The 13,748-nt window shown below is 71.2% G+C and carries 15 protein-coding genes; 10 read left to right on the forward strand and 5 right to left on the reverse strand.

Going from position 1 to position 13,748, the window contains the following annotated elements; genetic code table 11:
• Positions 1–6: 6 nt before the first annotated feature.
• Positions 7–1,008 carry a sulfate ABC transporter substrate-binding protein gene (locus tag H4W80_RS43180; protein ID WP_318787318.1) on the reverse strand — a complete coding sequence of 334 codons (1,002 nt, stop codon included), beginning with the start codon at positions 1,006–1,008 and terminating at the stop codon, positions 7–9.
• Positions 1,009–1,167: 159 nt separating this feature from the next.
• Here H4W80_RS43180 and H4W80_RS43185 point away from each other — a divergent pair, with 159 nt between their 5' ends.
• From H4W80_RS43185 to H4W80_RS43220, 8 genes are read left to right on the forward strand one after another with little or no spacing between them, the layout of a single operon-like run.
• Positions 1,168–2,799, forward strand: coding sequence for a TIGR04028 family ABC transporter substrate-binding protein (locus H4W80_RS43185; RefSeq protein ID WP_192790349.1), 1,632 nt, complete (start codon positions 1,168–1,170; stop codon positions 2,797–2,799).
• Positions 2,796–3,728, forward strand: coding sequence for an ABC transporter permease (locus H4W80_RS43190; protein ID WP_192790350.1), 933 nt, complete (start codon positions 2,796–2,798; stop codon positions 3,726–3,728). Before H4W80_RS43185 ends, H4W80_RS43190 begins: the two co-directional genes overlap by 4 nt.
• Positions 3,725–4,516 (forward strand): ABC transporter permease, encoded by a 792-nt coding sequence (locus H4W80_RS43195; RefSeq protein ID WP_192790351.1) that lies wholly within the window; start codon positions 3,725–3,727, stop codon positions 4,514–4,516. Before H4W80_RS43190 ends, H4W80_RS43195 begins: the two co-directional genes overlap by 4 nt.
• Positions 4,513–6,051 (forward strand): ABC transporter ATP-binding protein, encoded by a 1,539-nt coding sequence (locus H4W80_RS43200; RefSeq protein ID WP_318787319.1) that lies wholly within the window; start codon positions 4,513–4,515, stop codon positions 6,049–6,051. The genes H4W80_RS43195 and H4W80_RS43200 overlap by 4 nt, the downstream gene beginning before the upstream one ends.
• Complete coding sequence (locus H4W80_RS43205; RefSeq protein ID WP_192790353.1) at positions 6,048–7,040, forward strand: putative FMN-dependent luciferase-like monooxygenase; 993 nt, start codon at positions 6,048–6,050, stop codon at positions 7,038–7,040. The genes H4W80_RS43200 and H4W80_RS43205 overlap by 4 nt, the downstream gene beginning before the upstream one ends.
• Positions 7,037–7,627 carry a CMD domain protein gene (locus H4W80_RS43210; RefSeq protein ID WP_192790354.1) on the forward strand — a complete coding sequence of 197 codons (591 nt, stop codon included), beginning with the start codon at positions 7,037–7,039 and terminating at the stop codon, positions 7,625–7,627. The genes H4W80_RS43205 and H4W80_RS43210 overlap by 4 nt, the downstream gene beginning before the upstream one ends.
• Entirely contained in the window at positions 7,624–8,199 is a 576-nt protein-coding gene (locus H4W80_RS43215) for an alkylhydroperoxidase domain protein (protein ID WP_192790355.1), read from the forward strand. Before H4W80_RS43210 ends, H4W80_RS43215 begins: the two co-directional genes overlap by 4 nt.
• The gene (locus H4W80_RS43220) at positions 8,196–8,816 is read left to right on the forward strand and encodes a VOC family protein (protein ID WP_192790356.1); all 621 of its coding nucleotides are present in this window, start codon (positions 8,196–8,198) and stop codon (positions 8,814–8,816) included. The genes H4W80_RS43215 and H4W80_RS43220 overlap by 4 nt, the downstream gene beginning before the upstream one ends.
• 50 nt (positions 8,817–8,866) lie before the next feature.
• Here H4W80_RS43220 and H4W80_RS43225 read toward each other — a convergent pair whose 3' ends face one another.
• The 4 genes from H4W80_RS43225 to H4W80_RS43240 are packed head-to-tail and all read right to left on the reverse strand — an operon-like array spanning position 8,867 to position 11,180.
• Positions 8,867–9,313: a hypothetical protein gene (locus H4W80_RS43225; RefSeq protein ID WP_192790357.1), complete on the reverse strand. Its 447-nt coding sequence runs from the start codon at positions 9,311–9,313 to the stop codon at positions 8,867–8,869.
• Between the two features lie 39 nt (positions 9,314–9,352).
• Positions 9,353–10,108, reverse strand: coding sequence for a MauE/DoxX family redox-associated membrane protein (locus H4W80_RS43230; protein WP_192790358.1), 756 nt, complete (start codon positions 10,106–10,108; stop codon positions 9,353–9,355).
• A gap of 15 nt (positions 10,109–10,123) precedes the next feature.
• The gene (locus tag H4W80_RS43235) at positions 10,124–10,720 is read right to left on the reverse strand and encodes a cell wall protein (protein ID WP_225963969.1); all 597 of its coding nucleotides are present in this window, start codon (positions 10,718–10,720) and stop codon (positions 10,124–10,126) included.
• A 10-nt stretch (positions 10,721–10,730) separates the two neighbouring features.
• Positions 10,731–11,180 carry an RlpA-like double-psi beta-barrel domain-containing protein gene (locus H4W80_RS43240; protein WP_192790359.1) on the reverse strand — a complete coding sequence of 150 codons (450 nt, stop codon included), beginning with the start codon at positions 11,178–11,180 and terminating at the stop codon, positions 10,731–10,733.
• 154 nt (positions 11,181–11,334) lie between these two features.
• Between H4W80_RS43240 and H4W80_RS43245 the strand changes: the two genes are divergently transcribed.
• On the forward strand, positions 11,335–12,183 hold the full coding sequence (locus H4W80_RS43245) for an alpha/beta fold hydrolase (RefSeq protein ID WP_192790360.1): 849 nt from the start codon (positions 11,335–11,337) through the stop codon (positions 12,181–12,183).
• 152 nt (positions 12,184–12,335) lie between these two features.
• Positions 12,336–13,721 carry a family 2B encapsulin nanocompartment shell protein gene (locus H4W80_RS43250; RefSeq protein ID WP_192790361.1) on the forward strand — a complete coding sequence of 462 codons (1,386 nt, stop codon included), beginning with the start codon at positions 12,336–12,338 and terminating at the stop codon, positions 13,719–13,721.
• Positions 13,722–13,748: the final 27 nt, after the last annotated feature.

Raw genomic sequence — 13,748 nt, forward strand, 5'->3', positions numbered from 1 at the left:
TGGTCGCTACTTCTCGATCGAGACCCCGAGCTTGCGCTCGACGTCGGCCATGACGCTGCCCTTGGGGTCGAAGAACTCGGTGGTCACCTTCGGCCAGCCGCCGAGGTCGGCGATGGTGAACAGGGCCGGCGGAGCCGGGAAGGAGACGCCCTGCACGCCCTTGACCACCGGCCGGTAGCCGTTGTCGGCGAAGATCTTCTGGGCTTCCGTGGTGTAGAGGAACTTCAGGAACGCCTTGGCCTCGTTCGGGTGCGCCGAGTTCTTGGTCACCGCGACCGGGTTCTCGATCAGGATCGTGGAGTCCGGGACCGTGTAGTCCAGCTGCTGGTTGTTCTGCTGGGCGAAGATCGCCTCGTTCTCGTAGGCGAGGATGGCGTCGCCCTTGCCGCTGGTGAAGGTCTGCAGGGACTTGCGGGCGCTGTCGTCCTGCACCGGGACGTTGGCGAACAGGGCGTTGAGGTAGTCCACGCCGGCCTGCTTGTCGGCGCCCTTGTTCGACTTGGCGCCGTAGCCGGCCATGACGTTCCAGCGGGCGCCGCCCGAGGTGAACGGGTTGGGGGTGATGACCTCGACGCCCGGCTTGGTCAGGTCGTCCCAGGTCTTGAGGTTCTTCGGGTTGCCCTTGCGGGTGGCGATGACCACGACCGAGTCGGTGATCATGCCCTTGTTCTCGCCGGTGCTCCAGTCCTCGGCGACCAGGCCCTTCTTGACCAGGCGGGTCATGTCCGGCTCGAGGGAGAACGCGACGATGTCGGCCTTCAGGCCGGCCTCCACGGCCCGGCTCTGGTCGCCCGACGCCCCGAAGGACTTGGTGAAGGTGACGTTCTTGCCCTCCGGCGTGGCCTGGAAGGCCTGGATGATCTTCTCGTAGGCCGCCTGTGGCGTGGAGTACGCCACGAGCGACAGCTGTACCTGACCGCCCGACGCGCTGTCGGACCCGCCGCCCCCGCACGCGGCGAGAGTGGCGATCGACGCCATGACCGTAGTCGTCGCCAGAAGCCTGCGCACGTTCACCGATTCTCCTAATTCCCTACTTAACAAGTCGATATATGGATGTTAGAGCGCGCGACTTTTCTTGGCAAGACCGTGACCCGGAGTATTCCCTTCTTTGTAGGTAGGTTATAGTGCCTTTAGAGTCATCCCGCCTCGTTCATGAAGGGCAGATCCATGTCATCCTCCAGACTGCGCACCACAGCCGTGGCGAGCACCGCGATGTTCGCCGTCGTGGGGCTTCTCGGCGCCTGTGGCGGCGGCGGAGCTGCCCAGTCGGCCACGAGCGGCGGGCAGCCGGTCTACGGCGGCACGCTCACCTACCTCGAACACCAGCCCCCGACCTGCCTCTACCTGCCGGCGGCCGGGTTCTATCCCAACGGCGGCATCCTCAACCAGATCACCGACAAGCTCACCTGGCAGAACCCGAAGACGCTCGAGATCGAGCCGTGGATCGCCACCAAGTGGGAGGTGAACAAGGACGCCACCGAGTACACGTTCCACCTGCGCGACGGCGTGACGTTCAGCGACGGCAGCCCGCTGGACGCCTCCGCCGTGGCGGCCAACTTCGACGTCTACGGCCTGGGCGACGACAAGCTCAAGCTGCCCGTCGCCGAGTTCGTCAACAACTACGAGCGCAGCGAGGTCGTCGATCCGCTGACCGTGCGCTTCCACTTCGACCAGCCGTCGCCCGGCTTCCTCCAGGGCACCTCGGTCATCGGCGCCGGGCTGGTGTCCAAGAAGACGATCTCGCTGCCGTACGAGCAGCAGTGCCAGCTCAAGAACATCGTCGGCTCCGGCCCCTTCACGCTGAAGAACCAGGTCGTCGACAAGGAGGTGGACCTGGTCGCGCGCAAGGACTACAACTGGGCGCCGCCGTCGTCGAAGCACCAGGGCCGCGCGTACCTGGACGAGATCAAGATCATCGTGACGCCCGAGGACAACGTGCGCGTCGGCGCCCTCACCTCCGGCCAGGCCGACTTCGTCAGGTACGTCCAGGCGTACGACGAGAAGACCGTCAAGGACGCGGGCTTCCAGATCTACGCCGAGCCCACGCGGGGCGTCAACAACGGCCTCTACCTGCGCCCGCGCAACAGCATCCTGAAGGACCTCAAGGTCCGCAAGGCGCTCCAGGCCGGCACGAACGCCAAGGAGGTCGTCGACACCCTCTTCACCGGCAGCTACCCGCCGGCCACCTCGGTGCTCAGCCACCTGGCGCAGGGCTACGAGGACCTGTCGAAGGACCTCGCCTACGACCCCGCCAAGGCCAACCGGCTCCTCGACGAGGCGGGCTGGGCCAGGGGCGCCGACGGCACCCGGGCCAAGGACGGCGTGCCGCTGCAACTCGGCGTGTTCGTCTCCGGCCCGCAGCCGCTGTCGAAGCAGACGCTCGAACTCGTCGGCCAGCAGTGGGCCAAGCTCGGCGTGAAGCTGGAGATCCGCCCCGCCGACGCGGGCACCCAGGCCGTGGACATCAAGAACGCCGAGAAGACCGCCATCCAGCACGGCATGGTCGGCCGCGCCGACCAGGACGTGATCAAGAGCCACTTCCACAGCAAGAACCGCGACGTCATCCTGTCCGACGACACCAAGCTGGACAAGCTGCTGGAGGAGGAGTCGGCCGAACCCGACGTCGCCAAGCGCAACGCCAAGGTCGCCGAGATCCAGCGGTACGTGCTCGACCAGGGCTACGCGATCCCGCTCTTCGAGGAGCCGCAGGTCTACGGCGGAGCGCCGTACGTCCAGGGGGTGGCCTTCGAGGCGGTCGCCAGGCCGTGGTTCTACTCGGTGTGGAAGTCGCAGCAGTGACCAGATACCTGCTCGGCCGGGTCGGGCAGGCGGCGCTCGTGCTCTGGATCGCCTTCACGGCGAGCTACGTGCTGCTGCGGCTGCTGCCCGGCGACTCGATCCTGATCAAGTTCCAGAACCCCGAGCTGGGCCTGTCACCGCAGCAGATCGCCGAGATCCGGACCTACTACGGCGCCGGCGACCCGCCGCTCCTCGACTACCTGAACACCCTGCTCGGCTTCCTGCGCGGCTCGTTCGGCTACTCGATCGACACCGGCACGCCGGTCGTCGAGCGGCTGGGCGAGGCGCTGCCGGAGACGGCGAAGCTGGCCTCGGCCGCGTTCGTGCTGGCGGTGCTGATCGCCGTGCTGATCGCGTTCGCGGCCGGCTACAGCAGGACCTCCTGGATCAGGAACGCGCTGCTGTCGGTGCCGTCGGTGTTCGTGTCGGTCCCGGCGTTCTGGCTGGGCATCCTGCTCATCCAGGTGTTCTCGTTCCGGCTCAAGCTGGTGCCCGTCATCGGCGGCGGGCCGGTGCAGCAGCTCGTCCTGCCGGTGCTCACGCTGGCCGTGCCCATCTCCGCGCCGATCGCCCAGGTGCTGGCGCGCAGCATGGACCAGGTCTCCACGCAGGCGTTCGTGCCCGTGGTGGCGGCCAAGGGCGCCTCGCGGTGGTGGATCCTGTGGCGGCACGTGGCCCGCAACGCCGTGCTGCCGACCCTGACCGTGGCGGGGCTGACGCTGGGCGAGCTGATCGCCGGGTCGGTCGTGACCGAGACGGTCTTCGGGCGCGGCGGCATCGGGCGGCTGACCGAGCAGGCCGTCAACGCCCAGGACACGCCGGTGATGCTGGCGATCGTGGTGCTCGCGGCGGCCGTGTTCGTGCTGGTCAACCTGGTGGTTGACGTGCTGTTCCCGGTGCTCGACCCGCGGCTGAAGGCGGCCTCGTGAAGCGCCGGGGCGGGCTGGTGCTCGCGTGGGCGGTGATCGGCCTGGCCCTGTTCTGGGCCGTGGTGCCGGGCCTGTTCACCGGGTACGACCCGATCGCGGGCGTCCCGGCAGAGAAGCTGCAGGCGCCGAGCGCGTACCACCTGTTCGGCACCGACGCGGTCGGACGCGACCTGTTCGCGCGGGTGGTGCACGGGTCCGTGCACTCGCTGTCGGGCGCGTTCGTGGCCGTGGCGGTGGGCCTGGTGCTGGGCACGCTGCTCGGGCTGCTGGCCGGATCCGTCGGCGGGGTGCTGGACGAGGCCGTCATGCGGATCGTGGACGTGCTGCTGTCGGTGCCCGGCCTGCTGCTGGCCCTGACCGTGATCATCCTGCTCGGACCCGGCACCGTGAACGTGGCCGTCGCGGTCGGCGTGGGCTCGGTCGCGGCCTTCGCCAGGCTGTCGCGCTCGGAGGTGGTCCGGGTGCGGCGCACCGACTACGTGGAGGCCGCGTTCGGCAGCGGCGGCCGCTTCCCGGCCGTGCTGTGGCGGCACGTGCTGCCCAACTCGCTCGGCCCGGTCATCGCGCTCGCGGCGCTGCAGTTCGGGATGGCCATCCTGGCCATCTCGACGCTCGGCTTCCTCGGGTACGGCGCCGAGCCGCCCACGCCCGAGTGGGGCCTGCTCATCTCCGAGGGGCGCAACTACCTGGCGACGTCATGGTGGCTGACCACGCTGCCGGGCGCCGTCGTGGTCGCGGTGGTGCTCGCCGCCGGCCGCATCAGCCGTTCGATCGGGAGGCACGCGTGAGCCTGCTGGAGGTCCGCGACCTGGCCGTCTCCTACGACGGCAGGCGCGCGGTCGAGGGCGTCTCCTTCACCGTGGAGCCCGGCGAGGTCGTCGCCGTCGTCGGCGAGTCGGGATCGGGCAAGTCCACCACCGCGCACGCCGTCATCGGCCTGCTCCCCTCGAACGGCGCCGTGGACGCGGGCCGCATCCTGCTGGGCGACGCCGACCTGGCGACCTGGTCGTCGAAGCGCATGGAGTCGGTACGCGGCGCGCAGATCGGCCTGATCCCCCAGGACCCGTCCAGCTCGCTGGACCCGGTCAAGACCGTCGGGGCGCAGATCGCCGAGGTGCTGCGCATCCACAAACGCGGCGACCGCCGGGAGATCCGGAGCCGGGTCCTTGACCTGCTGGCCCGCGTGGGCCTGCCGGACCCGGAGGTGCGGGCCCGCCAGTACCCGCACGAACTGTCCGGCGGCATGCGCCAGCGCGTGCTCATCGCCATCGCGATCGCCCTCGAACCCCGCCTGATCATCGCCGACGAGCCCACCAGCGCCCTGGACGTCACCGTGCAGCGGCGCATCCTGGACCTCATCGACGACCTGCGGGCGGAGTCCGGCACCGCGCTGCTGCTGGTGACCCACGACCTGGGCGTGGCCGCCGCCCGATCCGACCGGCTGGTGGTCATGAAGGGCGGCCGGATCGAGGAGCAGGGCCGGACCTCCGAGGTGCTGGCCTCCCCGGCGGCCGGCTACACCAAGCGCCTGCTGAACGACGCCCCGTCGCTGTCGGCGTCCCCGTTCCGCGACCCCCCTGCCGGGAGCGAGCCCGCGATCGTGGTGCGCGACCTGGTCAAGGAGTTCAAGGGGTTCAGGGCGGTGGACGGGGTCTCGTTCGAGGTGGCCCGCGGCACCACGCACGCGCTCGTGGGCGAGTCCGGCTCCGGCAAGACGACCACGGCCCGGATGGTGGTGCGGTTCGCCGAGCCCACCTCGGGAACGGTGACCATCGCCGGGGCGGGAGATGGCCGCGGGTTCCGCCGGCACGTGCAGCTCGTCCACCAGAACCCGTACGGCTCGCTGGACCCCCGGCAGCCGATCGGCGACATCGTGGAGGAGCCGTTGCGCAACTTCCGGCTGGGTGACCGGGCCGAGCGCCGCGCCCGCGTGCTCGACCTGCTGGACCGGGTCGCGCTGCCGCGGGACGTGCTCGCCCGCAGGCCGCGCGAGCTGTCCGGCGGGCAGCGGCAGCGGGTGGCCATCGCCCGCGCGCTGGCGGCCGGGCCCGAGGTCGTCGTGCTCGACGAGGCCGTCTCCGCCCTCGACGTGACCGTGCAGGCGCAGATCCTCGACCTGCTCGATCAGCTCCAGCGCGACCTGGGGCTGACCTATCTCTTCATCTCGCACGACCTGGCGGTGGTGCGCCAGATCTCGCACACCGTCTCCGTCATGAACAAGGGAACAATCGTGGAATCAGGAACGACCCGGCGGGTCTTCACCGAACCCCGGCACGAATACACCCGCGAGCTCCTGGCCGCCATCCCGGAGCCGGCGATATGAGGCTCGGCTTCTTCACCCGGCTGCTGGACGACGCGCCCGCGGGCGAGCGCTACCGCCTGGCCACCGAGCAGATCGCGCACGCCGAGGCGTACGGGTTCGACACGGCCTGGGTCGCCCAGCACCACTTCGACGGCACGGAGGGCGGCCTGCCCGCGCCGCTGGTGTTCCTGGCCCACGTGGCCGCCCGGACCAGCCGCATCAGGCTCGGCACCGGGATCATCACGCTCCCGCTGGAGCAGCCGGTGCGGGTGGCCGAGGACACCGCCGTGCTCGACCTGCTCACCGGCGGGCGGCTGGAGGTCGGCGTGGGCAGCGGCGGGACGCCCGCGTCGTTCGCGCCGTTCGGGCACGACAGCGCGCGGCGTTCGGCCGTCTACGCCGAGCACCTGGCGGTGCTGCTCAACGCCTGGTCCGGGGGCGACCTCGGCGCCGGCAACCGGCTCTACCCGCCCGCGCCGAGGCTGCTGGAGGCGGTCTGGCAGGCGACGTTCTCGGTCGGCGGCGGCGTACGCGCCGGGCAGGCGGGCCACGGGCTCATGCTCTCGCGCACGCAGCCCCGCCCGGCCGACGACCCGCAGGCCACGCTGGCCCAGATCCAGCGGCCCATCGTGGACGCCTACCTCGAACACCTGCCGGCTGGCGCGGCCCCGCGGATCATGGCCTCCCGGACCGCGTTCGTGGCCGACAGCCGGGCCGAGGCGCTGCGCTACGCCGAGCTCGGGCTCGGGCGGGGGCGGCTGCCGTTCGAGCTGCCGGACAGCGACCTCGACCGGCGCATCGCCGCGTTCGACGTGCACGTGGGCACGCCGCAGGACGTCATCGAGAGCCTCAAGGCCGACCCGACCCTCGAACGGGTCACCGACCTGGTCCTCCAGGTGCACTCGGTGGACCCGCCGCACCCGCTCATCCTCCGCTCGATCGAGCTGCTGGCGACCGAGGTCGCGCCCGCGCTCGGCTGGGTTCCCTCCACAGAATTGAGCTCCACATGATCGCCGACGTCATCGACCACCTGGCGGGCATCCAGCCCGGCTCGCCGCTCGACCGGTTGCGCGCCCGCCGGCCCGCCGCCCGCGAGCACGCCCAGCGCAGCTACGACGCGCTGTTCACCCCCGAGACGGAGGAGGAGATCACGCTCGTCGAGCGGGACGCGGTCGCCGCCTTCGTGGCCGGGCTGCACGACGACCCCGGCATCGCGCGCTTCTACGCCGACCGGCTGGCCGAGCTCTCGCCCGGGCTGCTCGCGGCGGTCGAGTCGGAGGTCTCGGCCGGGGCCACGACGGGGCCGTACGGGGTCTACCCGGGCGAGGGCCCGCTGTCGGCGGAGAGCGACGAGGGGCTGCGCTACCGCGTGCGGCGTCCGGGGGACCTCGGCGTGCGGCTCGCCGCCGCGTTCGAGCACGCCCACCTGCTCGTGTTCCGGCCCAGGGAGGCCGGCCGGGAGTCCCTGGACGCGCTGGCCCGGGCGGGCTGGAGCACCACGGGCGTCGTGACACTGTCGCAGCTCGTCGCCTTCCTCACCTTCCAGATCCGCGTGGTGGCCGGCCTGCGTCACCTGCAGAACGGAGCGACCTCATGACCCAGCTGGCGTTCACGCGGGATCAGCTCGGGTGGGAGCCCTGGCTGGCGCCCCTGGAGACGGACGAGCTGACCGACGAGCACTACGAGGCGCTGGTCGACAAGGCCCGCGCGAAGTCGCCGTACTTCCTGCTCCTGGCCAGGGACCCGGCGATCCTGCAGGCCAGGACCAGGACCGACAACGACATCTTCTACAACCCCGACGGCGGGCTGCCGCGGGCCGAGCGCGAGCTGGCCGCGACGGCGACCTCGCGCCGCAACGGGTGCGTGTTCTGCGCCTCGGTGCACGCCCGCTTCGCCGCCCACTACTCCAAGCGGGCCGACGACGTGCAGCGGCTGCTCGACGAGGGGGCCGGCGCGCCCCAGGACGGGGAGTGGCAGGCGATCATCGACGCCTCGGTGGCCCTGGCCGCCACCCCTGCCGAGTTCGGCGCGCACCACGTCGAGGCGCTGCGCGCGGCCGGGCTCGACGACCTGGCGATCAGCGACGTCATCCACGCGGCCGCGTTCTTCAACTGGGCCAACCGCCTGATGCTCTCGCTCGGCGAGCCCGTCGAGGAGCCGGCGTCATGACGGCGGAGCTCGACCACCTCGTCTACGCGGTGCCCGACCTGGCCGCGGGTGTCATCACGTTCGCCGAGGCCACCGGGGTGACCCCGGTGGCGGGCGGCAGCCACCCGGGCGGCACCGCCAACTACCTGGTCGGCCTGGGGCCGGCCGCGTACCTGGAGATCATCGGCCCGGACCCGGCGGTGCCGGGCGCGCGGCCACGCGCGTTCGGCCTGGAGACCCTCACCGTGCCCCGGCTCGCCGGGTGGGCGGTGCGGCCCGCCGACATCGACGAGACGGTACGGCGGGCCCGCGCGCTCGGCGTCGACCCCGGCGAGGTCCAGCCGCTCTCGCGCCGCACGCCTGCGGGCACGCTGCTGGAGTGGCGCCTGACCAGGTGGGCCGACCCTGCGGCGATCAATCCGGTGCCGTTCCTCATCGACTGGGGCCGGACCGCGCACCCGGCCGCCTCCGGGCTGCCGCAGGCGCGCCTGGCCTCCTTCACCGCCACCCACCCGGATCCCGGCGCGCTGCGCCGCGAGCTGGCCGCGGTCGAGGCGGAGCTGGAGGTCTCGGAGGGGCCGGAAGCGGCGTTGCGGGCGATCCTGGACACGCCCCGCGGCTCCGTGATCCTGAGCTGACGATCACCCGTGCCCGTCCCCGCGCGGACGGGCACGGGTGTCCCCACGGCTCAGGGCGCCTTGTACTCGGCGGCCCTGCCGCAGTAGCCGATCCCGACCGGGGAGCTGCTGAACCGGCACACCTGCACGACCACGCGATCGATGGACGCGACCCCCGCCGGGTCGGACAGCGCGAGGGCGATCGTGAACTGGCTGTCGTCCGCCTTGGCCACCTCGGAGTCGACGAGGGTGGTGCCCTTGTAGGCGGAGAAGGTGGCCTGCGAATACATCTTGTCCGGGGCGCACGACGAGATCGGCGCGTCGTCGGCCAGAAAGCCGTTCACCCTGACGACGGGCTCTTCGGCCCATTCCAGGGTCCCTTCCGTGACCCCGCGCAGGCACTGGTCCCCGGAGTCGGCGTGGAAGGGGAGCGCGGCCTGGGCGGCGAGCGCGGGTTGAGCCGTCAGCAGGCCGGCGGCGAGCACCGCCCCTGACGCGAGCCGAGCACGTAATCGCATGGTGTCGACCTCTTTCGGGTGATGGATGGTGGTGCCGGGTCACGCACCCACGAGGGTGACCAGGATGCGCGAGGGGTCGTTCCCGGCGAGGGGGACGGCGAAGACCGCCGTGCGCTCGCGGGCCCCGAAGACGACGAACCGCAGGCCGTCCTCGTCCCAGGTGTCCTGGACGTCGGAGGTGATCTGCGCGGACGCCGAGCAGTAGGCGGGGCTGCGGTAGAGCAGGTGCAGCGAGGCGCCCAGCGGGACCTGCTCCGACGGCGGCACGGCCAGCGGGCCGCGCAGCCGTACGCGCAGCTGCCGCAAGGGGGTCAGCCAGTAGCGGTCCAGCTCCGCGGAAAGCGCCATCAGGGCCACGGCCTCCGCCAGGCCGAGCGCGACCAGCGGCGGGCCCTGGTCCGCCGGGACGGCCAGCAGGCTCGCGGCCAGCAGGAGCCCCGCGCGGGCGAAGGCCCGCACGTCCACCGGCTTGGAGTGGGCGCCGAGGCAGCCGCACGACGCGGCGGGCGCGGCCACGTACGAATAGGTGAGATACGCCAGGAACCCGGCGGAGAGCAGCGCGGCGATCGCGCCCTCCCACGGCGAGACGGGCGGCAGCAGCAGGACGGAGGCCACCGCGAGCTCGGCCACTCCGACGATCCGGAGCGCCGGGACCGCGCGCGCCGCGCCGACCAGCCGGGCCAGGGCGGTCTGCCCCGCCTGTACCCGCATCCGCCGGCTGAACAGCTTCATCAGGCCTGCCCAGGCGAGGAACAGGGCGATCACGTACGGCTGCGTCGCGGCGATCCCGTTCATGCTCAGGCTCCTTGGCTAGTGCGGGGAGAAGACGGTGGCGATGTCGACCTCGTTCGTGTCGGGCCGCCAGGCGCCGAGGATCTGCACGTGCTGGGCGACCCTCAGCATCGACAGGTCCGAGGTGGCCGGCGACTCGGAGTGGATCGCGACCGACTTGCCGGCCACGACGTGGCACAGCACCTCTTTGCCGTTGTGGTCGAGGTGGATGGTCTTGTCGGTGATGTTCTTGATGTGGCCCTTGATGTTGACGATGTTGAGCCAGACCGACTCGGCGGCGAGGGTGCCGTCCGGCATCCGCACGCCGCGGGCGTACAGGCCGTCGCCGGGCTTGGCCGCGTCGAACGCCACGGGGCCGAGCTTCCACAGGCTCGTGCCGTCCACGACCTTGATGTTGTGGATGACCATGTTCGAGCCGAGGACGAGCAGCGTGTTGTCCTTGATCGAACGGATCCGGCCCTCGGCGAAGTTGGGGTCGGGGGCGCCCGGGTCGACGTCGAGCGCGGTGTTGGCGAAGGCCGCCTCGGGACCGAGCGAGCCCATCGCGCTCGCGGCCACGACCGTGGCGCCGCCGCCGAGCAGGGCGGACCTGAGCATGTCTCTTCTGCTGGTCATCGTCGCCCCCTCACGCCGCGTCGATCGAGCAGGGACGCAGGCCGGTGGAGAGGCTGGCGATCTTGCTGTACGCCGCCGGCGTGAGGTCGATGATCCGGTCGGTGGCGCACGTCGAGCCGCAGCAGCTCCGCTCCCCGCAGAACAGGTCGGTCTGCGGGCCGCAGTCGGCGATGGAGGTGACGACGCTGACGCCGCTGCACAGGTTGGTGGTGCGGTGCTGGAAGCCACAGGTCCGGCGGGAGAGGTTGAAGCCGCAGGTGTCGGGGTGGGTGATGGCCCAGCAGGCGTCGGAGGTGTTGGGCCAGGCGTGCTGGAGGCTGCCGGAGTTGCAGGTGCCACAGGCGCCCTTGCCTGTGGTGCTGCACGGTCCCCAGGCGGTGCCGCAGCAGAACCAGGAGACCTCTCCTTGGACCGCGGCGTATAAGTCGATGGGGGTCTCGGGGGGCTGGGTGCGCGCCATGCGCGTCCTCCTCGGGTGAGCTCTGGACGGTCTCGGTGGGGGGTCCTGAAACTTTCCGACTCGATCTATGAGTACCATGTAAGGATTTTTCGTCAATGCCCCTATTTTTCGGCCTTTATCGGGTCATGGGATCGTCCCATGATCTACTGGGGGCATGACGACGACAGGCGTGGCGCAGGTGGACGGAATCCGGCTGCACTACACGCGGGCCGGCGACGGGCCCTTGGTGGTGCTGCTGCACGGCTGGCCGCAGACCGGTCACTGCTGGCGGCACGTCATCGAGCCGCTGGCGGCCGAGTTCACGGTGGTGGCCCCCGACCTGCGGGGATACGGGCTGAGCGACAAGCCGGCCGGCGGCTACGACAAGCGGCGGATGGCCGCGGACATGGCTGGGCTCGTGGACGCGCTCGGGTTCGGGCGGGCCGCCGTCGTCGGGCACGACCGCGGCGCGCGGGTGGCCCACCGCTGGGGGCTCGACCGCCCCGACCAGGTCGGCAAGGTCGCGGTGCTGGACATCGTCCCCACGCGCGAGATGTTCCGCCGCCTGGACGCGTCCGTGGCCGCCGGCTACTGGCACTGGCTCTTCCACCTGCAGCCCGACCTGCCCGAACGCCTGGTGGGGCATGACGTACGGGGCTATCTGGAGTACTTCTTCGAGCGCTGGACGTACAACCGGCACGGCCTGCCCGCCGAGGCGGTCGACGTCTACGTCCGGGCGTTCGGCCGTCCGGGGGCCCTGCGCGCCGGGTTCGACGACTACCGGGCGCACGAGCACGACCTCGCGCTCGACGACGAGGACGCCGCCGCGGGGCGCCGCCTGACCATGCCCGTGCTGGCCCTGTGGGGGTCGGTGGGGCTGCCGGCGCGGTTGCCGTCGGAGGAGATCTGGCGGCAGTACGCCGACGACGTCACCGCCGCCGAGATCCCCGAGTGCGGGCACTTCATCGCCGAGGAACGCCCGGAGGCCCTGCTCGCCCACCTGCGGGAGTTCCTGCGCCGCTGACCGCGCCTCGCCCGCGCCGATAGATCGCTACCGCACCGGGGTTAGCAGTACGTGTCCATCAAGACACTCTACGGATTGTGTCAGCCTGACTACGTTCAGTGGTGAATGCCTCACGGACATCTGCTGTCACAGGCGAGCGATTGCGAGGGAAAATGTCGACGGAGCCTCGGTTGAGCCTGGACACCCGGGCCGCGCGCAACCTGGCCACCACCACCAAGACGCGCCCGCAGATGCAGGCCATCACCTCCCGCTGGCTCCTGCGCCGGCTGCCGTGGGTCGACGTGCGCGGCGGCACCTACCGCGTCAACCGCCGGCTGACGCACCACATCGGCCGCGGCCGGGTGAGCGTGGTGCTCAACGGGGCGGATGACGTGCTCATCGTCCCGCAGACGCTCCAGGAGCTGCCCTTGCTGCGCGGGTTCGACGACCTCGACGCGCTGGCGGCGATCGCCTCGACGTTCGCGCCGCGCGAGTTCCAGGCGGGGGAGGTCATCGCCGAGGCCGGCACCCCGGTCACCGACACCTACGTGATCGCCCACGGCCGGCTCGAACGGCTGGCCGCCGGCGCGTACGGCGACGCGCAGCTCCTCGGCGTCATCACCGACGGCGCCCACCTGGGCGACGACGCGCTCGTGCAGGAGAGCCCCCGGTGGCCGTTCACGGTCAGGGCCGCCACCTCCGGCACGATCCTGGTGGCGCCCCGCCACGAGATCCAGCAGCTGCTCGGCGACACCCCCGCCCTGCGCGAGCACGTCGTCCACTACCTGGAGGAGACGCGCAAGCCGGTCAACCGCCGCGGCGAGGCGGCCGTCGCGCTCGCCTCCGGGCACGTGGGCGAGCCGGTCATCGACGGCACGTTCGTCGACTACGACATCCGGCCCCGCGAGTACGAGCTCAGCGTCACGCAGACCATCCTGCGGGTCCACACCCGCGTGGCCGACCTCTTCAACGACCCCATGAGCCAGCTCGAACAGCAGCTGCGCCTGACGGTCCACGAGATCCGCGAGCGCCAGGAGTGGGAGCTGGTCAACAACCGCGAGTTCGGCCTGCTCCACAACACCGACTACGACCAGCGGATCAGCACCTGGTCCGGCCCGCCGACCCCCGACGACCTGGACGACCTGATCAGCATGCGCCGCAAGACCAAGATGCTGCTCGCCCACCCCAAGGCGATCGCCGCGTTCTTCCGGGAGTGCAACAAGCGCGGGCTGGTGCCGGGCAGCGCGGACGTCGACGGCCACGAGATTCCGGCCTGGCGCGGCATCCCGATCTTCCCCTGCGGCAAGATCCCGATCTCCGGGCACCAGACCACCTCCATCCTGGCCCTGCGTACGGGTGAGGAGGACCAAGGGGTCGTCGGCCTCTACCAGACCGGCCTGCCGGAGGAGCACGAGCCGGGGCTCAACGCCCGCTTCATGGGCATCAACGCCCAGGCCGTGATGTCCTACCTGGTCAGCGCCTACTACTCGGCGGCGATCCTGGTGCCCGACGCCATCGGCATCCTCGAGAACGTCGACGTCTCCGCGCCGCGCTCCTGACCGCTCGACTCCGGCTCGACTCCAGGA

Origin of the sequence: Nonomuraea angiospora (assembly GCF_014873145.1) — a bacterium.
GTDB classification, from domain to species: domain Bacteria; phylum Actinomycetota; class Actinomycetes; order Streptosporangiales; family Streptosporangiaceae; genus Nonomuraea; species Nonomuraea angiospora.